Annotated in this window: 10 protein-coding genes; 6 read left to right on the top strand and 4 right to left on the bottom strand. The window is 67.8% G+C overall.

Annotated features, from left to right (window positions below; genetic code table 11):
• Window position 1 precedes the first annotated feature (1 nt).
• Window positions 2–4,399: an FxSxx-COOH system tetratricopeptide repeat protein gene (gene fxsT / locus H5965_RS28110; RefSeq protein ID WP_310973317.1), complete on the top strand. Its 4,398-nt coding sequence runs from the start codon at window positions 2–4 to the stop codon at window positions 4,397–4,399.
• Window positions 4,400–4,405: 6 nt separating this feature from the next.
• Here fxsT (H5965_RS28110) and H5965_RS28105 read toward each other — a convergent pair whose 3' ends face one another.
• The gene (locus H5965_RS28105) at window positions 4,406–6,217 is read right to left on the bottom strand and encodes an HEXXH motif domain-containing protein (RefSeq protein ID WP_310973315.1); all 1,812 of its coding nucleotides are present in this window, start codon (window positions 6,215–6,217) and stop codon (window positions 4,406–4,408) included.
• Window positions 6,217–6,468, bottom strand: coding sequence for a hypothetical protein (locus H5965_RS28100; RefSeq protein ID WP_310973314.1), 252 nt, complete (start codon window positions 6,466–6,468; stop codon window positions 6,217–6,219). Before H5965_RS28100 ends, H5965_RS28105 begins: the two co-directional genes overlap by 1 nt.
• Before the next feature lie 390 nt (window positions 6,469–6,858).
• Between H5965_RS28100 and H5965_RS28095 the strand changes: the two genes are divergently transcribed.
• Genes H5965_RS28095 through fxsT (H5965_RS28085) form a run of 3 tightly spaced genes read left to right on the top strand, consistent with a single transcriptional unit; the run spans window position 6,859 to window position 13,643 of the window.
• Entirely contained in the window at window positions 6,859–8,322 is a 1,464-nt protein-coding gene (locus H5965_RS28095; RefSeq protein ID WP_310973312.1) for an effector-associated domain 2-containing protein, read from the top strand.
• On the top strand, window positions 8,300–9,361 hold the full coding sequence (locus tag H5965_RS28090; protein ID WP_310973311.1) for a MoxR family ATPase: 1,062 nt from the start codon (window positions 8,300–8,302) through the stop codon (window positions 9,359–9,361). Before H5965_RS28095 ends, H5965_RS28090 begins: the two co-directional genes overlap by 23 nt.
• 1 nt (window position 9,362) lies before the next feature.
• Window positions 9,363–13,643, top strand: a complete 4,281-nt coding sequence (gene fxsT, locus H5965_RS28085) for an FxSxx-COOH system tetratricopeptide repeat protein (protein WP_310973310.1) — start codon at window positions 9,363–9,365, stop codon at window positions 13,641–13,643.
• A 6-nt stretch (window positions 13,644–13,649) separates the two neighbouring features.
• Here the strand turns inward: fxsT (H5965_RS28085) and H5965_RS28080 are convergent, their stop codons facing one another.
• Both H5965_RS28080 and H5965_RS28075 read right to left on the bottom strand, forming a co-directional pair.
• A complete protein-coding gene (locus tag H5965_RS28080) occupies window positions 13,650–15,434 on the bottom strand; it encodes an HEXXH motif domain-containing protein (protein WP_310973309.1) in 1,785 nt (594 codons plus the stop codon).
• 328 nt (window positions 15,435–15,762) lie between these two features.
• A complete protein-coding gene (locus tag H5965_RS28075) occupies window positions 15,763–16,941 on the bottom strand; it encodes a TetR/AcrR family transcriptional regulator (protein ID WP_310973307.1) in 1,179 nt (392 codons plus the stop codon).
• Between the two features lie 148 nt (window positions 16,942–17,089).
• On the opposite strand from H5965_RS28075, the gene H5965_RS28070 reads away from it, so the two are divergent.
• Together H5965_RS28070 and H5965_RS28065 are read left to right on the top strand one after the other, a co-directional pair.
• Complete coding sequence (locus tag H5965_RS28070) at window positions 17,090–18,301, top strand: acetyl-CoA C-acetyltransferase (protein ID WP_310973305.1); 1,212 nt, start codon at window positions 17,090–17,092, stop codon at window positions 18,299–18,301.
• An 8-nt stretch (window positions 18,302–18,309) separates the two neighbouring features.
• Window positions 18,310–20,481: a 3-hydroxyacyl-CoA dehydrogenase NAD-binding domain-containing protein gene (locus tag H5965_RS28065; RefSeq protein WP_310973304.1), complete on the top strand. Its 2,172-nt coding sequence runs from the start codon at window positions 18,310–18,312 to the stop codon at window positions 20,479–20,481.
• Window positions 20,482–20,504 lie beyond the last annotated feature (23 nt).

The raw sequence follows: 20,504 nt of genomic DNA, 5'->3' as shown, positions 1-20,504 counted from the left end.
GATGGCGGTGAACCCGGACGGCGCGGAGCACCACGACCTGACACCGAGCGAGGTCGCCGACGGCTTGTGGCTGATGGCCGCGATGACGGCGAACGTCGCCGAGCCGTCGCCCGAGGACCGTCCCGTCTCTCCGCGCCGCGCCGAAGTGCCCGGCGTCGCCGGCTCACCGCCGCTCCGGCCGCAGGAGCGGCCGGAGCGGGACGAAGACCGGCCGGCGCCGGATCTGACCAGGCCCGCACCAGCGGAGTCCGGAATCCGCGGAGCCGATGTGAGTGCGGGCGGTCTGCTGGGGCACGAAGAAATTCCGGCGACCGTTCCTGCTCCGCCGTTGCCCGACATCGCCCGCCTCGTACGCGCCTTCCGGGCTTTCAAGCGCAAGGTGCCCTCGACGCTGCCGGAAGACGTCGAGCTCGACGAGGAGCGCACCGCCGAGGTGAGCGCGGAAACGGGGACGTGGATCCCGGTCACTCGCCGGAAGCGGCAGCCGTGGCTTGACCTGACCCTGGTGGTCGAGCAGGCGCCGTCGATGGAGCTGTGGGCGCCGACTGTCGCGGCGTTCGTGACGCTGTGCCAGCGCCGGCTTGGTATCTTCCGCTCGGTCCAGGTGCGCCTCTTGGAGACGAGCAAGGCCGGGCGCGCCGAAGGAGGCATCATCCTGGGTCCGGTGCTGCGCGGCGGTACGCCGGACAGTCCGGTACGAGGCGCGGGTGAGGCCCTTGACTCATCGGGGCGCCGGCTGATGCTCGTGCTGACCGACGGCATCAGCGACGCCTGGCACCACGAGCTGGTTCAGCCGCTGATCGCCCGGTGGGGCCGCAAGAGCCCGATCGCGATCGTCCACCTCCTGCCGAGGCGGCTGTGGGCGCGCGGAGGGGTCAACGCGAAGAACGCCGAGATCACCACGAGGGGGCCGGTGCGGCCCAACGACACGTACCGAGTCCAGTTGACCGACCTGCAGTTCGACGAACCGGGCCAGGCGGAACTGCCTGGAGATGCAATCGCGGTGCCCGTGCTGGAACTGGAGGAGCGTTGGTTCAGCCGCTGGGCGGAGGTCGTCACCGGAAAGTCGGACGTGCCCCTGAAGTGTTCGGTGGCGGTGATTCACGATCGGCGGAAGCCGACGGCCACTGAATCAGGTGAATTTTCTGACGAGCCGGAAAATGAGGCGACCGCACAGGAGCGGGTGAGAGAATTTCACAGTCGAGCGTCACCCTCGGCATTTCGGCTGGTCACGCTTCTGGCGGCGGTGCCGGTGGATATCAACGTGGCCAGCGCCGTGCAGGCGGAAATGCTCCCTGGCACCGGCCCGGACCATCTGGTTGAGGTATTCACGAGCGGCTTACTGCGCCATGACGGGAACCGGCAACCGTGGGAGAGTGGCACACCGTGGGAGTTTTCGGGCGACACGAGAAGGGTTCTGCTCAGCGGTGCGCGCAGATCGGACACGGCGCATGCGGTCCGCGCGGCGTCGCGGCGAGCAGCTGGGCAGAACCCCGCGCTGGCAAGGCTTCAGGCGGCGCTCGCGGACCCCGACTCCACGCCGGACCCGCCGGAGACGGCAAGCCAGGCCGAAGTGGCGCTCGAGCGCGATGTGATGAGCGCCTTGTCCGGGCCCTATCTATCGCGCGCAGATAGGTTGTCCGGACCCCGTCTCTCGCGCGCAGATAGACTGACTAGTGTTTCGCCAATGAGTGATACAATGCCGCGCGGGTTAGAGCGGTCGGAGGGCTCCGTCGTGCCCGCGTCCGCTGACCAGGAGAGCCGGGATCCAGTGGAGCGAGCTCCGACCCAAACAGAGAAACCGAACGCGTCCGCCGAAAGAGCTATCGTCGTCGCCAACGTTGGAGCTTCGACTTCCCGTCAAGTACGGCGTTCGGGTGAAGAAGTTCCGCCGATCTGGGGTTCCATCCCGCCGCCCAATCCCAATTTTACCGGGCGTGATGAGCTGCTCACTCAATTAAGTGAGCGACTGGGGGCGGGCACCACCGCGGTGCTGCCCGCGACGCTGCACGGGATGGGGGGCATCGGCAAAACCCAGATGGCCACCGAGTACATCTACCGGCACCTGCAGGACTACGACATCGTCTGGTGGATCCAAGCGACCCGGTCGAGCCAAATCAACGCGTCGCTCACCGAGCTCGCCCAGCACCTCCGGCTGCCGGGCGCCCAGGAAGCCATCACAGCCGTGCCCGCCGTCAAGGAAGCGCTGCGTCTCGGACGACCTTACCGACGGTGGTTGCTCGTGTTTGACTCCGCCGAGGACCCGGAGATGGTGCGTCCCTTCTTCCCCGTGGGTGGTCCCGGCGACATCCTCGTGACTTCCCGCAACCCGAACTGGGCGGGCGTCGCGCGTCCGCTCGAGGTGGCGGTGTTCGAGCGCGGTGAGAGCAAGATGCTGCTGAGCCGGCGCGGACCCCAGCTGGATGACGCGGACGCCGACCGCATCTCCGAAAAACTGGGTGACTTGCCGCTGGCCATCGAGCAAGCCGCCGCCTGGCTCGCCGAGACCGGAATGACAGCCGGGGAGTACTTGCGGTTGTTCGACGAGAAGGTCGCCGAAATCCTTGACACGTCGAGCCCGCAGGACTACGAAACCTCGGTGGCCGCGGCCTGGAACGTTTCGTTCGACCAACTGACGGAGAGCAACCCCGCGGCGCACCAGCTGCTCCAGGTCTGCGCCTTCTTCGCACCCGAACCAGTCTCGCGCAGCCTGTTCACCGGTGTGCGCGGGCTGACAGTATCTCCCGACCTCGACCAGGCGCTGAGTGATCCGATCAAGCTCAGCCGAGCCTTCCGTGACATCAACCGGTTCGGATTGGCGAAGATCGACCACCGCACCACCACCATACTCCTGCACCGGCTGGTCCAGCTGGTGCTGCGTAACCGCATGTCCGAACATCAACGTCGCGAGATGCGGCACGGCGCGCACACGCTCTTGGCCAACCTGGACCCGAACAACCCGGCTTCGCCCGCCCAGTGGCAGCGGTACCAGGAAATCCTGCCGCACATCTACGACGCCGAGCTGATCGAATGCACGGACAAGTGGGTTCGCCAGCTGGTGATCAACCTGATGAAGTTCCTCTACCACTGGGGCGACCACGACGGCGCGGTCACCCTCGCCCAGCGAGCGGTCGACGCGTGGGCGAGGGACCGGATCGAACGTCAGCGCGGCGGCGAGGCACCGATCGAGGACCCGCCACTGCAGGAGCTGGAGGCATCCGAGCGGCTGGCGTTCTTCCAGTGGACCGTCGGTCGGTACGTCGACGCCGCGAAGACCGGTCAGGACACCTTCGAGCGTTATCGGGAGCAGGTCGGTGCCGACCACGAGGACACGCTCAACGCCCAATTGACCTACGCGGTCATGTTGAAGGCGCGAGGAGACTTCGCTGAAGCGCTTCGGCTCAACGAAGAAATTTACGTCAAGGCGCGCGGCATCTTCGGCAAGGATGACCCGATCACCCTGCAGTCGGCCAACGACTACGTCACGGCGTTGCTCTTGATGGGGGACTACGGCGAAGCGGACGCGCTGGCTACTGACACCTACCGTCGATATGTGGAGGTCTTCGGCTACGACAACGCGTCGACCGTCACGGTTCAGGTTCTGATGGTGATCGCTCGGCGTGAACTGGGTAATTACCCATGGGCCAGGATCGAGCAGGAGCAGATCACCAACCGGCTCGAGAAGTTCCTCGGCGAAGACAGCATCAGCACCCTCCGCCGTAAACATCACCTCGCCGTCGCGTGCCGGAAAGACGGCGAACACAAGACAGCTCTTCGGATTTCGGAAGACGCTCTCCGCCGGTTCCGGATCCGGTACGGTGACAAACACCCGAGCGCACTGGCTTGCGCTCTCGGGCATTCGATCGACCTCCGGCACGATCGAAAGTTCACGATGGCACGCGAGCTGGGGGAAGAGGTCTTCGAGCTTTATCGCGAAAGCCTGGGCGAGAACCACCCGCACACTCAGTCGGCAGCGCTCGACCTGGGCGTCACCATGCGCTTGTCCGGTGATCCCTCGGGCGCGCGAGCCGTGGACGAGCGGTCGTTGGAAGCGTTCCGGGACCAGCTTGGGGAGGAACATCCGCACACGATCGTCTGTGCGATCGACGTCGCGAGTGATCTCGCGGCGTTGGGCCGTGTCGACGAAGCCGCGGAGCGGGACGCGGAGCTGCTCGAGCGTTCACGACGGGTTCTCGGCGAAGACCATCCCACCACGCTGGCCGTCCAGCTCAACCGCTCCCTCGATCTCCGGACGTTGGGTCAGGGCGAGGAAGCGGACGAGTTGTTCGAAGACGTCATGACCCGCTACCGGCATGTTCTCGGCGAAGCACACCCCGGCACTGTCTCGGCTTCGAAGCAAATCCGCGCCGACTGCGATATCGACCCGATGCCGCTGTAGCCCCAGTCAGTGGGTGAAGCGGCCGATCCACCCGGCGATCACTTCGATCGGCGGGGCGAAACCGGGGTGCGTGCGCAATGCGCGGTGCACCGCCCGGACCAGCTCCGGGCGGTGCAGCAGCGCGCGTGCCGCCGGTCCGGTGCTGTACGCCGCCAGCGCCAGACCGAGGCCGACCAGCGCCGCCGGGACATCGGGGTCGACGGCCAGCAAATCGCGGTAGCCCTCCGCCGCCTGCTTGTGAGCTCCGGCTACCAGTGCGAGATCTGCGGCCGTTGCCCCGGGGACTGTGGAACCGTGTTCGGCGAAGGAGTTTCGATCCCGGCCCAGGCGTAACCGGACGAGGTCCGTCCGGGCGTCAACCCAGCCGCCGTCCGGAACGGGGGTCGGCAGGTGCGGGTCCGGCAGCCGACCGAGCCGGGGCCGGCTGATCCCGTCGCGCCAGGCCTCGGCGAGCATCGAGACGGTAGTCGGGTCCGGGCGCAGATGCCGGAGGCGCCACGTTGCGTAGTGGTCGAGTGCGGCCCTGGCGGCCCAATCGGCCGGTTCGGCGCGCACCGACGTTCCTTGCCACGGGGCCAGCTCGACCGCGACACCGTCGAGGAATCTGCGTCCAGTCGGCGTAAGGCTCTCGTCGTCGTAAATCTCGCACAGGGTGCGCCAAGTCGCGGTCCGCCACAGGACGAATTCGAAAGCAGCAAGCGCATAGTCCGGTTCGGCGGCGGACATCGCTCGCCAGAACGCGGCGACGCCGAAGAACGCGTAGATTCCGTGCAATACCCCACCGATCGGTCGCGGATCGTCCCGCCACGGCGCGTATAGCCGCTCCCGGCGATCGTCGGTGTGCAGGGTCGCCAGGTGCTGGATACCGCCGAGCTGGATGTGGTGGGACTCGTGAACAAGGGCGGCCGCAAGCTGCTCAGGGTCTTCGCTGTAGGCCGCTATCGCGCTGCCGAATGCTTCGCCCGTCGACGCGCTCGGCAGCCGGAAGGCGACTGCTGGAGCGGGTACCACCGATTCCAATCCCACCGGCAGCGTCTCAGCCGCAACTGGTAAATGAGTGGTGAGTAGCTGCCACGCGCCGTCGACGACCGTCCGCCACGCCTCGACCTCCATATGGGTGAGGCGGCGAGGGGGGATCGGCTCGTAAAGGCCCCGGTACGGATCCACGTCGTCGAGCCTGATCGAAAGCCGCCGGTCACCGCACCAGCTTGCGATCCGGCGAACCGGTTGCCAGCCCGGCGTCTCGACACTCAAGTCATCTGGGAGCCGTACTTCGGTGTGCTGGTCTCGGACGAATACACTACCCCTCTCGCAGGTTATCTCTGCTACGCCGAACGTTTCGGTCGAGCGGAGCCGGACCATGCCGAGCGTCGGTAAGGCCACGTTGCCCTGCCAGACGGGCAGTTGTGCTTCGAAGGCAACGCCGGCTTGCACGGCTGCCGCCGCGGCCAGGCAGTGCATGTGTCCAAGATGGACCCAACGCGGGCAGACGCCGGTCATGTCCTGGTGGCACAATCTCGTGGTGTAGCCGGCCCAGGTTCCGGTGTAAGGGTGTGCGAGAATGTTCTCGACCGCAGCAGGGGCCAGGTTCTGGACCCGCGCCAGCAGTTCCCAAGCCGATTCGGGCGACGGGAGCGGCCCGGCGAGTTCCGGTGATTTGACAGCCCAGTCGACGATTCCTCTCAAGAGGAGCAGTCGTCTACTCCTCTCGGCCGCACGCAGTCGGCGTACGGAGGCGGGACTGCCCTCGCCTCTGGCGAAGGCATCGAAATCCGCCCATGACAGAAGATGGGGTGCCAGTCCGTCCGAAGTCATCATCAGTCGACCCGTCGGGCACCTCCGCTTCCGCTTGCAGTCACCGGGATGTAGGAGACCCGCTCGGCCGCGTACCGCAGCGAGCTCTGCAATTCAGTTCCGTCCAGGGTGCGCAGGCGCGAGAGCGGGACTTCGCCGAGATCGAGCAGTTTCGATTCGATTCCCGCATCCCCGGCCCAGGTAGGTACCTGCATCACGATTTCCCTCTCGCGCGGAGAACGGACCCCGTCGGCCCGCTTCGCATTGTCGCGCATTCCCGGCTTCCGCGACAGAGATGGACGCGATCTCGATCGCGTCGGCTCGCGATGATCCAGGGAGGTTCGATGCCGGCGGAGCAGACGCACGTGCAGCTGCGCACGGCGTCTGCGTCGACGGAGTTACGTTGAACTCGGCCAGCGGCCGCGTCGTGCGTCGTCGGTACACCCCTCGCCTCACCGCCTGAGCGGAGGCGAGCGAAGGGACATCCGGTCGGTTGTCCTGCTTCCGCCCACCTCGTGTCCACCTTTTGCCCGTTATTACCGAGGGGTTCGGTAGGTAAAATCACGATTCCCGGGCTCCCGGGCGGGGAGGTGGTTCGTCAGGTGTCGGCCGGTGAACGAACCCACGAACCGGGACGTGAGCTCCACCTCCCGTCCACGGTCCGCGTGGCCGTCCGCGAGGCGATCGTCAACCTGCTCGCCAACGCTGGCTTCGCCGCGGACCGCCCGAGCCGGTCGCTGTTGGTGGAGCTGATACACGACAATCTCGGGTTCTCGCTGACGCTGTCCGAACACGCGACGGGACGAGACCAGCTGATCGACATCGTGAATGCCTGCGCACGCGCGGAGGGCGGGATGCACGCGCTCGACCGTGCCGTCCGCATGTTGCGGCCCGGGTCGCCGGAAGCCGGACTGCTGCATCGGCTCGTGCACGAGCCGCGAATGCACGACCTGTTGCCGGACACCGAACTGCTCTGGCTGCGTTCGGTACTGATCGGGTTCACGCCGCCGCGGCTCGGTGCGCTCGTTCGGCGAGCGGCAAGCCCGGCGATGTGCCCGGCGGGTGACCCGGGCGATGCCTGGGAAGCGTTCTGCTTGCTGACCGAGCTCAACACGCCGGCGCACGGGCTGCCGCCGGCCCTGGCCTTCATCGAACTCATCGCCGTCAAGTGTGCCCGGTCGCTCGGTGACGAGCTGCGGGAGTGGAACACCTGGCAGGCGCGTCGCGTCCAAGGTGAGGCCCGGCTGCAAGAGCTCCGCGCCGTACGGGAGCCGAGTGGCAGCGGGCTGCGCCTGCACCTCGTGATCATGGTGGAAGTCGACGGCATCGATCCCGATCGGCACGTCGTTTCGCACTGGCGCCAGGAAGATCCGCAGGAGTGGCCGCCGGCCCGGGGTGGTATGACCACGATCCGCGGCGACGAACTCGAGCATCACGTCGATCGGCTGATCGTCGACGCCGAGCGTGCCTGGTCGGAGTACCGCGAGGAAGTGGCGCTCGAGTTCGTCCTGCCGCGTGCTCTCGTGAACCTGCCGGTGCACCGGTGGTGCAAGGAACACGAGACCGGTGATCCACGCCCGCTTTTCCTGGACTACCCGATCGTCATCCGGTCGCTGGAGCGGATGTTCTCCCGGCAGTGGCACCGCGCGTGGCGGATCAGGTGGGAAGCCATGCTCGCCAACCCGTCCGTGGAACGGGTGTACTTCTGCCGGCCTCAAGACACCGCGGAGCGCCACCGGCTCGACGCCATCCTCAGCGACGGACGGTGGCTGGTGATGGTGCTGGCCGGTCCGCCGCCCGCCCGGCCGAGACCCGGTGAAGATGAGCTGGCCGCGGGGCTGCGGACGGGAATTCCCGTGCTGATCTGGCATCCCGACGCGCCCGCCGAAGTGCTGCGCGAAGTCGTCGTCTGGCTCCTCGGCGGAGGTGAACTCGGCGAACTTCCCGTCCGAACCCAGGATTCGCGACGGGCGGCGTTCCGTGAAGCGACCCTCCCCGTCGACTTCCGGATTGCCCGCGATCTGGTGATCCTCTGGGACGACCCCAGCAGATTGATCTTCCTTGACGACGCCCCGTACATGCCGGAAGTGACACGGGAGGATTCGAATGAACGAGGTAAAGCATCCTGAGTCATCGCCGGATTGGTGGATCTACTGCGGCACCGGCCAGCCGAGCGGCAAAGGTTCGCTGACCGGCTTGCTCCCGCCCGCGCCACCGTGGCGCGAGTTCCGTGGTGTGCCGTTGCCGCACGAAGACGTCGTACCGCCGGACGAAGGGGAAGCGGACCGGCGACTGGGTTCCGAACACCGGCTGACGGTCCGCCACGTCGACCCGCACGAGGTCGACATGGTGAACGCGGCGCTCTACCTGCGCCGTCCGCTTCTGGTGACCGGCCGCCCGGGCTGCGGGAAATCGAGCCTGGCCTACCGGGTCGCGCGCGAACTGGGGCTGGGCCGGGTGCTGCGGTGGCCGATCACATCCCACACCACGCTCAAGGCCGGGCTGTACCACTACGACGCGATTGGCCGGGCCCAGGCCGCCAGCGCCCAGTCGGGCGCAGCTCCGGGCGGTGACCGGGAGCCGCCGATCGGAGACTATCTGCGACTCGGTGAACTCGGTACGGTCTTCCTGCCCCGCAGTCTGCCCCGGGTGCTGCTGATCGACGAACTCGACAAGAGCGAGGCCGATCTGCCCAACGACCTCCTCAGCCTGTTCGAAGACGGCGAGTTCGCGATCCCCGAGCTGGTGCGGATGCGCAGTCGCACGAGGGAAGTCGAGGTCTTCACCGCTGATCCGGACACGACGGCCACCGTGGAGGACGGGCGCGTGCGCTGCAAAGCTTTCCCGTTCGTCGTGATCACCAGCAACGGCGATCGCGACTTTCCACCCGCCTTCCTCCGCCGGTGCCTTCGGTTGGAAATCCAGGACCCGGACATCGAGCAGCTGGCGGCCATGGTGGCGGCGCACGCGCTCGACCCGGCGGACGCTCACCGTTCTCACATCATCGAGGACTTCGTCAGCCGCAGCAACGCGTTCGGAGGGTTGCCAGTCGACAAGCTCCTCGAAGCGGTTTACCTCGCGACTTCCGGTGCATACCGAGAAGAAGGCGATTCTTGGGAGCGGCTGTTGAATGCGCTCTGGCGTCAGCTGAACTCCGTGGTGCCGTGAGATGGCCGGGGAATGGTCCGGTAACCCGCCACTGTCGTGGAGCGAGCTGGCCGACGCGGTCTGGCTGACGGCAGCGCTCGGGCCCCGCGTGGCGCGATCGGTGGACCGGGTGGAAGCGCAGCCTCACTCGTCGGCAGCGGACCAGCCACCGGAGCCACCGCGGCCGGATGCCGAACCGGAACCGGCGGCGCACCCACCGGCAGCGAAATCTCGGCCACCGTCCCAGGTGTCCGAGCCGGTCGCCGACCGACGGCATCATGCGGTCGCCGGGGGTTCAATGCGGGAGACTCGCCGGCACGCAGCCGGCGGAACGGGATGGACCGGGCCATCCTCGAAACGCCCCGCGATGTCCGGTGGTTTGGACATCCTGAAAGCCCTGCGGCCGCTGAAGCAGTTACGTCCTTCCGCCGGCGAAGACGACGTGGAACTGGATGAAGAACTGACCGCCGAACAGGCGGCGCAGACCGGTCTCTGGCTCCCGCGGCTGAAGCCCGCTCCGACGACACGGGTTCTGGATCTGACGGTGGTTGTCGACGCCGGAGCATCGATGGTGTTGTGGCAACCGGAGGTTACAGCGTTCCTCGGGCTGGTGCAGCAACTCGGAGCGTTCCGGACCGTCCGCATCCGATACCTCGAGACGGAGACGCGGGCGACGGACGGCTCCCTGGCGCCGGTGCTTCGCGGCGGTACCCCGGATGCCCCACAACACAGTGTCGCGGAGCTTCTGGATTGGCATGGCGGACGGCTCATGCTCGTCCTGACCGACGGAGTCGGTGAGGCATGGCGGCGAGACCTCGTATCGCCGCTGCTCGCGCAGTGGAGCAGCCGGATGCCGGTCGCCGTGGTGCACCTGCTGCCCCAGCACCTGTGGAAGAAGAGCGGGATCCCGCTGCACCGGGCCTTCCTGACGTCACCCGGACCGTTCCAGCCCAACCGCCGTTACGGATTCGACCTGCCCGATGCCTCGATGACCATGGCGAACCCGGAAAAGGCGGTCGCCGGCGCGGTACCGGTACCGGTGCTGGAGCTGGATGGGCGGTGGTTCAGCTGGTGGGTGCGGCTCATCTCGCGTCCCGTCGCCGACCGGCTGTCCGCCACCGTCCTGCTCGCTCGTGACCAGCCGATGCTCGAAGCCGGAGACGATGAGCCTTCCCCGCCTCGAACGGCCGAAGAGCGGGTCCGGCGATTCCTCGGCGCCGCGACGCCGCCGGCGTTCCGGCTGGCGACACTGCTGGCCGCGGTGCCGGTGAGCCTGCCGATCGCCAGGCTCGTTCGAGCCGAACTCGTGCCGGAAGCCGACAGCTCCCACCTCGCAGAGGTCTTCACCAGCGGGCTCCTTGACGCGCCCCGAGGGAGAACCGCCCCAGGTGAGGACGTAGTCTTCGAATTTCCGGCGGCAGTTCGCCAGGCCTTGCTGACGGCAGGCCGGCGCGCCGACACTGTGCAGGTGGTCGTTGTGACCGGGCAGCGGTTCGGTGATCTGCACCCGGTGTTGCAGAGGATGACCGACGCGCTGGCGGACCCTGAGCACGCATCGCTGCCCGTTGAGGTCGCGGACGTATCTCTCGAACGGGTCGTCATGCGAGCGTTGTCCGGTCCGTACGCGTGGCGCGCAGAGCGACTGCGGGAGCGGGAAAGTGAACTGGCCGCAGCAGAGGTGCGCGGCGAGGTCGCCGAGGCGGAGGACGTCGACGGCGTGGGGCCGCCGGCGTCTGTCGAGCCGGGGGTCCCGGACGAACGGCTGGTCGCTGACGTCCGCGAGGAGGCGGCCACATCGCTGCGTCGGATCCGGCGGATCAGCACCGACGCACCGGTGGTCTGGGGCGCGGTTCCCGCCAGGAACCCGGACTTCGTCGGCCGACGCGAACTGCTCGATCGGCTCAATGCGAGTCTCGCCTCGCGCGGGTTCGTGGTGCTGCACGGCCGGGGCGGCCTCGGCAAGACCCAGATCGCGGTCGAGTACATCTACCGTCGGCTCCGCGACCACGATCTCGTTTGGTGGGTGAGCGCCCGCCAGGAGACCCAGATCCGCGCGTCCTTGACCGAGCTGGCCCGTCAGCTGCGGCTGCCAGGTTCGGAGGAGACCCTCACCGCTGTGCCGGCCGTTTTGGACGCACTTCGTGCCGGCGAGCCGTACCGCCGCTGGCTACTCGTTTTCGACGCGGCCGACCAGCTCGAACTGCTCCGGCCGTTCCTGCCGGTCGGTGGTTCGGGCCGGGTCCTCGTCACCTCGCGGCATACAGCCGACGACTCGTTCCCCGGGGATTCGATCGCTGTCGGCCGGTTCACCCGGCTGGAGAGCGTCGATCTGCTGCGCAGCCGGGATTCCGCGTTGACTGCCCCGGATGCCTACGGACTGGCGGAAAAGCTGGGAGATCTGCCGATCGCGCTGGCCCAGGCGGCGGCGTGGCGCGCCGAGACCGGGATACCAGTCGCCGAGTACACGCGGCTACTGGACCAGAAGATGGCGGAAATCGTCGCAACGTCGCCGCTGCCGTCGGACTACGAGATTTCAGTGACCGCTGCGTGGAACGTTTCCTTCGACGGACTGGCGACACGCAACCCGGCTGCGCACCAGTTGTTGCAGGTCTGTGCGTTCTTCGCCGCCGAACCGATCTCCCGCAGCCTGTTCTCCGGAGTGCGTGGAGTGTCGATCGCCCCGGAACTGGACCTCGCGATGCAGGATCCGGTCCAGCTGGACCGGGTACTCAGGGACATCGACCGCTGCCGGCTGGCGAAGCTCGACCACCGGAGTGGCTCACTTCTCCTGCACCGGCTCGCACAGGTGGCGCTGCAGGGCCGGATGACCGATCGGACCCGGACGCGAATGCGCCACGGCGCCCACCTCCTGCTCGCCAACGTCGATCCGAATGATCCCGAGACAGCCCGGCAGGGGCCGCAATACCAGATTGTGCTGCCGCATCTGCGGCACACCGAGCTGATCGGCTGCGACGACCGCTGGGTCCGGCAGCTGTTGCTCAATCTGATGAAGTTCCTGTACGTCTCCGGTGATCACGCGGGTGCGCTGACCCTCGCGCAGGAGGTCGTCGCCGCGTGGACGGACCGCCACGGCGCCGAGGATCCGCAGACGCTGGCGGCGTCGGTGCAACTCGGGTTCGTGCTCTGGGTGCTCGGCCACTATGAAGATTCTTCGGAGGTCAGCAGACGGACGTTGGAGCTCTACCGGCAAACCGTGGGCCCGGATTCGGAACAGGCTTTGAACGCCGAGGTCCAGGTGGCGGTCGGCTTGAAGTCCAGCGGGGACTTCTTCGCTGCCCGTGACCTCAACCGGCAGACCTACGAACGGGTGCGGTCCCTTTTCGGCAACGACGACCCGACCGCGCTGGCCGCGGCGCACGACCTGGTCGTGTCGTTCTTGCTGGCCGGGGACTACGAAGAGGCCCGCTGGCTCAGCGAGGACACCTACGAACGCCGGTCGGAGGTTCTCGGCTACGACAATTGGAAGACCATCACCACACTGAATATCATGATCATCTGCCGTCGTGAGCTCGGGGACTACTCATGGGCACGCATCGAGCAGGAGAAAGTCGTGGAGCGGGTGCGCGGTCTGTACGGATCGGGAACGGACGGTGTCATCCGCCGCGACTACCACCTCGCGGTAGCGCAGCGCAAAGACGGCTACCACGAAGCCGCGCTCACTCTGTCGGGGAGCGCACTCGAGCGGTTTCGCCTCAGATATGGTCCGGGCCACCCCAGCGCGATGGCCTGCGTGCTGGCTCATTCGATCGACCTGCGAAACGCGGGGAACTTGCCGGAAGCCTTGGAGCTGGGCGAGCAGGCATTATTGCTGTACCGGGAAAGTCTGGGCGACCGCCATCCGCACACGCTGGCTGCCGAAGTCGACATCGGAGTGACGCTACGCCTTCTCGGGAGTCCGGCCGACGCGCTCGAAAAGGATGAGCGTGCGCTCGGAGGCCTGCGCGCGCGACTGGGCCAAGCACACCCCCACGTTCTGGCGTGCTCGATCAACATGGCGAACGATTGGCACGCGCTGGGCGACGTGCAGCGTTCTCTGCGCATCAACACCGAATCGCTGGCGCGACTGCGGAGGGTGCTACCCGAGCACCACCCCACCGCCCTCGCGGCGCGCCTCAACCGGGCGCTGGATCTCGAACTGCTCGGCCGGGTCCGAGAAGCGGTGAGCCAGCACCGGGAGGTGCTGAGTGCGGCCGACCGCGCGTTCCGGCCAGGTCACCCCGCCATCACCGCGGCCGAAAACGCGACGCGAGCGGAGTGCGACATCGACCCGATGCCGCTGTGACGCCGGTCAGGACAGTGCTTCACCGATCCAGTACGCGAGCTCGCCGACCGACGGCGCGCTACCGTCCCGGCGCAGCTCGCGGTGTACCGCACGCACCAGTTCGGGCGTGCTGAGCAGAGCACGGGCGGCAGGTCCGTCCAGCAATGTGAGGCCGAGGCCGATCAGGGCCGGGGCGTCGTCCGGTTCCTTCGAGAGCACCCCCTCGTACGCCGAGCGTGCTTCTTCCGCGCGTCCGGCCACGAGGTGGTAGTCGCCCTCGAGTGCGTCCGGCACGTCCGCCCACTGCCGCTTCAGCCTCGTATCACCGTCTTCGCCCAGCAGAACCCGGATCAGGTCGCCGCGGGCGTTCGGCCACTGTCCATCCGATCTGGTGTCGAGGCGGCCGTTCCGAGCCACCGGCGGACAAGGAGCTTCTTCCCGCCACGCTCGAGCGAGTTCGGCGACGGTTTCTTCCTTGGGACGGATGTGACGCAGCCGCCAGCCCGCGTAGTGGTCCGACGCCAGGGTTTCCGCCCACCGCCTGGCCTCGTCAGTGGTCGGCTCCGACTGCCACGGCCCGAATACGCCGGCGAGTTCGTCCAAGAACTGCCGCCCCGCGTCGGTCAACGCGTCATCGCCCCGGATAGCCTCCAGGGTCTGCCAAGCTTGAGCACGCCAGTGGGCGAATTCGAAAGCGGCCAACCGGTCGTCGGGACGTGCCCGAGACAGTGCTCGCCAGAAAGCCGAAACGCCGAAGAACGCGTAAACTCCGTGCACCAAGCCGCCGAGCGGCCGAGGATCCTCCCGCCACGGGGCGTAGAGCCGCTGGGTCCGGTCGTCGTCGTGCAGCCGGACGAGCTGCAGAAGTGCGCCCAGCCGGATGTGCTGGAACTCGTGCACCAGCGCCGCGGCCAAGGTGGCGGGTTCCTCGGGCGTGGCGACCACCATGCTCCCGAAGGCCTCTCCCGTCGACGCGCTGGGGAGCCGGAACGGAACGGCCGCGTCGGGAACGACCGACTCGAGGCCCATGGGCAGGACCTCCGCGTATTCTGGTGCGTGCTCGACAATCAGCCGCCAGGCCTCGCCGAGCAGCTTCCGCCAGCTTTCCAGCTCGGTTTCCGTGAGCCGATCAGGCCGGATCGGATGGTAGAGGCCGCGGTGGGGGTCCAAGTGATCGAGCCGGAGTTCCAGAACCCGGCCGCGTGCTTCGAATCGGAAAGACGGGAGCGGCCGCCAAGTCGGCGTTTCTTTGGTGGCCCGCGAACGTTCGCCGATGATCGAGAAAGAACCAGCTTCGCCGCACACTTCGGCGGTGGTGAAACCACCGCCCTCGTCGAGTTGCGCCGCCCCCAGGGTCGGCAGCACGACAGTGTCGTCCCAGACCGGCACGCGAATCCGGAACTCGATACCGGCGTGCACCGCAGCCGCGGCTGCCAGCGCATGGAGGTAGCCGTAGTGGACCCAGAGCGGGCACTCCCCGGTCAACCCTTGCTCGATCACCCGCGTGAGGTATCCGGCCCAGCTTCCGGTGTAGGGGTGGGCGAGTATCCGCTCCAGTGCATCCGGCGCAGCCGCTTGGGCCCGTTCCAACAGGTCCCATGCAGTCCCGGCGTCGGCGAGCGGCCCGGTCAGCCGCTCGTCGGCCGCCTTGTCGAGGAGTCCTAGGAGGAGCAGCAACCGGCGGCTGCGATCAGCGCTGCGTAGCTCGTTCACCGCGGCGACGCCGCCGCCTCCCGCTGCGAGCTGGTCAAAGGTGTCCCAGGAGATCGAATGCGCCTCCGGAGTGGACGCCACCTGGTCCGTCGTGTGCACGATGCGACTCCTCTGAAGCGACTTCAGTCGACCCGTTTGGCGCCGCCGCCACTGCCGCTCGCGGTCACGGGAATGTGCGCGGTCCGGTCCGCTGCGTGCCGGATCGAACGGCGGAGCAGAGTCGCGTCGAGTCCTCGCAGTGCGGACAGTGAAACGGCGCTCAGATCGAGGAGCTCGGACCTGATCCCCGCTGATCCGCGGCCTACCGGCTTTCGAGTAGTGATGGGTGTGCTCCTAAGCCGGAGGGGCATTGACGGGCAAAGCTTGGCACGAGTCCACCCTCGGCGAAAGACGACATGCCGTGCTTCGATCAGGCGAAGCATCGCGCTCAGGCGACGTCAAGCACCGTGTGAATCAGCGTCGTCAGCTCGGCTCCGAAATTCGGCCTCGACGCCACCCGGCGGGTGCGTGCCAGGTCGTTGGCAATGGTCAGCGCCGCGTGGACCGTGATCTTTGCTTCCCTCGGCGGCAGCTCCGGCCGCACCGCTGACAGCAGCGTCACCCACTGGGCCACGTAGTCCCGCTGCACCCGCAGCAGGTCAACCTTGTCCCGGTCCGGCATCGTCACGCGGTCCGCCGAGAACGACACCAGCAGCTCCGGCGTGTGCAAGATCGTGTGTACATACGACGCCGCCAGGCGGCGCAAGGCCGAGCGCTCGTCCGACGTCTGCAATGCCAGCTCCGCCGCCAGGGCCAGCCTGTCCGCCGCTCGGTGGCCGATTGCCACCATCAAAGCCGCCTTGCTGGGGAAGTGGCGGTACACGCTGGGCCCCGCTATGCCCGCCGCCGCTCCGATGTCCTCCATGCTCACGTCGTGGAAGCCCCTCTGGGCGAACAGGGCCGTTGCCTCCGCCAGCACCTGCTCGCGGCGGGAGGGCTTGCCCAGGCTCGATGCGACTGCGGGAGGAGGAGACGACGGTTCGGGGAGTGTGGTGTTCAGCACATCCCAGGCCAGCTCGACCAACAACGCAGCGAAGCGGCGACGCGCCACCGATGTGTGGTGGACCGACACGCTGCCGAACACCGACAGGGCCGCCCAGCACAGGAGCTCGGCGTCCTCGGCCGGCAGCTCCGGACGCTGGGCCTGGAGGGCCTTCGACCACGCCGCCAAGGCCAGCGCTGATCGGCGGGCGATCTCGCGCTGGTCCTCCTTCGGCAGGTGACGGCCCTCCCAGCGCCACAAGGCCGCGATCTCGCGCCGCTCGACCGCCTGGGCGGCGAGCCGGTCGAGGAGGGAATGGAGCTGGTCAGCCGGGGGGACCGAGTCCGACAGGGCCTCCGCCGTCGCCGCTTCCATGTCGTCGAAGCCGCTCAGGACCACGTACGCCAGGATTGCCTGCTTGTCCGCGAAGTGGCGGTACAACGCCGGCCCCGTTACCCCCGCCGCGTCCGCTATGTCCTTGATGCCGACTCCGGGGAAGCCCCGGGCGCGGAACAGCTCCGCCGCCACCGCGGCCAGCTGGGCCTTGCGGTCGCGGGGGCGCGCGCTACGCACTGAGTCGGTCATGGTGAGTGAACGATAGCGGTTAACGGCACACCTGCAACCCATTGACACCATGGGGTTATCCGGCGATATGTTAATGGCCATTAGCCCTACTGGCCGGTATCATCGGCCATGGCACGACGACGTCCACACGCTCGCGAGGAGTTGTTCTGTGAGTAGCGAGGCCTACATCTACGAGGCGATCCGCACGCCTCGCGGCAAGAACAAGGGCGGTGCCCTGCACGGCACCAAGCCGGTCGACCTGGTGGTCGGCCTGATCAACGAACTCAAGGTCCGCCACCCGAACCTCGACCCGCAGGCGATCGACGACATCGTCCTCGGCGTCGTCTCGCCCGTCGGTGAGCAGGGCGCCGTCATCGCGCGCACCGCCGCCCTCAACGCGGGCCTGCCCGAGACCGTCGCCGGCGTGCAGCTCAACCGCTTCTGCGCCTCCGGCCTCGAGGCCACCAACACCGCCGCGCAGAAGGTGCGCTCCGGCTGGGACAACCTGATCATCGCCGGTGGCGTCGAGTCGATGTCGCGCGTTCCGATGGGTTCCGACGGCGGCGCGCTGTTCATGGACCCGGCCACCGCCTACGACAACTACATCGTCCCGCAGGGCACCGGCGCCGACCTGATCGCGACCATCGAGGGCTTCTCCCGCGAGGACGTCGACCGCTGGGCCGTCCGCTCGCAGGACCGCGCCGAGGCCGCCTGGTCCGGCGGCTACTTCGCGAAGTCCGTCGTGCCGGTCAAGGACATCAACGGCGTCACCGTCCTCGACCACGACGAGCACCGCCGTCCCGGCTCCACCGTCGAGAGCCTCGGCAAGCTCAAGCCCGCCTTCGCCGGCATCGGCGAGCTGGGCGGCTTCGACGCCGTCGCGCTGCAGAAGTACCACTCGGTCGAGAAGATCAACCACGTCCACACCGGCGGCAACTCCTCCGGCATCGTCGACGGCGCCGCGCTGGTGCTCGTCGGCTCCGAGCAGGTCGGCAAGACCTTCGGGCTGACCCCGCGCGCCCGGATCGTGGCCACCGCGTCGATCGGCTCCGAGCCGACGATCATGCTCACCGGGCCCACCCCGGCCACCCAGAAGGTGCTGAAGGCCGCGGGTCTCAAGCCCGAGGACATCGACCTGTGGGAGCTCAACGAGGCGTTCGCCTCCGTCGTGCTCAAGTGGATCAAGGACCTGCACCTCGACGAGGAGAAGGTCAACGTCAACGGCGGCGCGATCGCCATGGGCCACCCGCTCGGCGCCACCGGCGCGATGCTGGTCGGCACCGTGGTCGACGAGCTGGAACGCCGCCAGGCGCGCCGCGCCCTGGTGACCCTGTGCATCGGCGGCGGCATGGGCGTCGCGACCATCATCGAGCGGGTGTGAGGACCGAAATGGCTGAAAGCAAGACCATCCGCTGGGAGCAGGACGAAGACGGCATCGTCACCCTGACCCTGGACGACCCGAACCAGTCGGCGAACACGATGAACGCCGACTTCCGCGAGTCGCTCGGCGTCACGGTCGACCGCCTCGAAGCGGAGAAGGACAACATCACGGGTGTCGTCATCACGTCCGCCAAGAAGACGTTCTTCGCCGGTGGCGACCTCAACGACCTCATCCAGGCCAGGCCCGAACACGCGGTCGAGCTGACCGAGGGCAGCACCCTGATGAAGGGGCAGATGCGCCGCATCGAGCAGCTCGGCAAGCCGGTCGTCGCGGCGATCAACGGCGCCGCGCTCGGCGGCGGCCTGGAGATCGCGCTGGCGACGCACCACCGCATCGCCGCCGACGTCAAGGGCAGCCAGATCGGCCTGCCCGAGGTGACGCTGGGCCTGCTGCCCGGCGGCGGTGGCGTGGTCCGCACCGTGCGCCTGCTCGGCATCCAGAGCGCGCTGCTGAACGTCCTGCTCCAGGGCCAGCGGCACCGGCCGGCCAAGGCGCTGGAGCTTGGCCTGGTGCACGAGCTCGTCGGCACGGTCGAGGAGCTCGTCCCCGCCGCGAAGGCGTGGATCAAGGCGAACCCCGAGGGCGGCGTGCAGCCGTGGGACGTCAAGGGCTACAAGATCCCGGGCGGCACCCCGTCGAACCCGAGCTTCGCGGCCAACCTCCCGGCGTTCCCGGCGAACCTGCGCAAGCAGATCAAGGGCGCGAACATGCCGGCGCCGCGGGCGATCCTGGCCGCCGCGATCGAGGGCGCGCAGGTCGACTTCGACACCGCGATCCAGATCGAGACGCGCTACTTCATCCACCTCGCCACCGGCCAGGTCTCGAAGAACATGACGAAGGCGTTCTTCTTCGACCTGCAGACCATCAACTCGGGTGGCTCGCGGCCGGACGGCTTCGAGAAGTACACGGCTCGCAAGGTGGGCGTCCTGGGCGCGGGCATGATGGGCGCCGCGATCGCGTATGTGTCGGCGAAGGCCGGCATCGACGTCGTCCTCAAGGACGTCTCGCAGGAGGCGGCCGAAAAGGGCAAGGGTTACGCGGAGAAGCTGGAGCAGAAGGCCCTCTCGCGCGGCAAGACCACGCAGGAGAAGTCGGACGCGCTGCTGGCCAAGATCAAGCCGACCGCCGACCCGGCCGACTTCGCGGGCGTCGACTTCGTCATCGAGGCCGTGTTCGAGAGCGTCGAGCTGAAGCACAAGGTGTTCGGCGAGATCGAGGGCATCGTCAACGCCGACGCTGTGCTGGGCTCGAACACCTCGACGCTGCCGATCACCACCCTCGCCGAGGGCGTGCAGCGCACCGAGGACTTCATCGGGATCCACTTCTTCTCGCCGGTGGACAAGATGCCGCTGGTCGAGATCATCTGCGGCGAGAAGACGTCGCCGGCGACGCTGGCCAAGGTCTTCGACTACACGCTGCAGATCAAGAAGACCCCGATCGTCGTCAACGACAGCCGCGGCTTCTTCACCTCGCGCGTGATCGGCACGTTCATCAACGAGGCCGTCGCCGCGCTGGGCGAGGGCGTCGAGCCGGCGTCGATCGAGCAGGCGGGTTCGCAGGCCGGCTACCCGGCGCCGCCGCTGCAGCTGATGGACGAGCTGACGCTGACCCTGCCGCGCAAGATCCGCAAGGAGACTCGCGAAGCGGTCGAGGCGGCGGGCGGCACGTGGAAGGCGCACGCGTCGGAGACCGTGATCGACCGGATGGTCGAGGAGTTCGACCGCAAGGGCCGCTCGACCGGCGCGGGCTTCTACGAGTACGACGCCGAAGGCAAGCGCGTGGGCCTGTGGCCGGGGCTGCGTGACGCGTTCAAGTCGGGCTCGGCCGAGGTGCCGTTCGAGGACCTCAAGGAGCGGATGCTCTTCGCCGAGGCGCTCGAGACGGTGAAGTGCTTCGACGAGGGCGTGCTGACATCGGTGGCCGACGCCAACATCGGCTCGATCTTCGGCATCGGCTTCCCGGCCTGGACCGGTGGCGTCATCCAGTACATCAACCAGTACGAGGGTGGCCTGCAGGGCTTCGTCGACCGGGCCCGTGAGCTGGCCGCCCGGTACGGCGACCACTTCGAGCCGCCGGCGTCGCTGGTGGAGAAGGCCGCCAAGGGCGAGATCTACGAATAACGGCTGACGTGAAGAGGGCCGCC

The organism is Amycolatopsis sp. 505, assembly GCF_031625235.1.
Classification (GTDB): domain Bacteria; phylum Actinomycetota; class Actinomycetes; order Mycobacteriales; family Pseudonocardiaceae; genus Amycolatopsis.
Note: the sequence above shows the minus strand (reverse complement) of the source record. Positions and strands in the feature narration are given on the sequence as shown.

What these genes read in the sequence shown, in the direction of transcription:
- fxsT (WP_310973317.1), top strand. Translation starts at nt 2, where the DNA reads ATGGCGGTGAACCCGGACGGCGCGGAGCACCACGACCTGACACCGAGC.
- H5965_RS28105 (WP_310973315.1), bottom strand. Translation starts at nt 6,217, where the DNA reads ATGATGACTTCGGACGGACTGGCACCCCATCTTCTGTCATGGGCGGAT.
- H5965_RS28100 (WP_310973314.1), bottom strand. Translation starts at nt 6,468, where the DNA reads ATGCGCGACAATGCGAAGCGGGCCGACGGGGTCCGTTCTCCGCGCGAG.
- H5965_RS28090 (WP_310973311.1), top strand. Translation starts at nt 8,300, where the DNA reads ATGAACGAGGTAAAGCATCCTGAGTCATCGCCGGATTGGTGGATCTAC.
- fxsT (WP_310973310.1), top strand. Translation starts at nt 9,363, where the DNA reads ATGGCCGGGGAATGGTCCGGTAACCCGCCACTGTCGTGGAGCGAGCTG.
- H5965_RS28075 (WP_310973307.1), bottom strand. Translation starts at nt 16,941, where the DNA reads ATGACCGACTCAGTGCGTAGCGCGCGCCCCCGCGACCGCAAGGCCCAG.
- H5965_RS28065 (WP_310973304.1), top strand. Translation starts at nt 18,310, where the DNA reads ATGGCTGAAAGCAAGACCATCCGCTGGGAGCAGGACGAAGACGGCATC.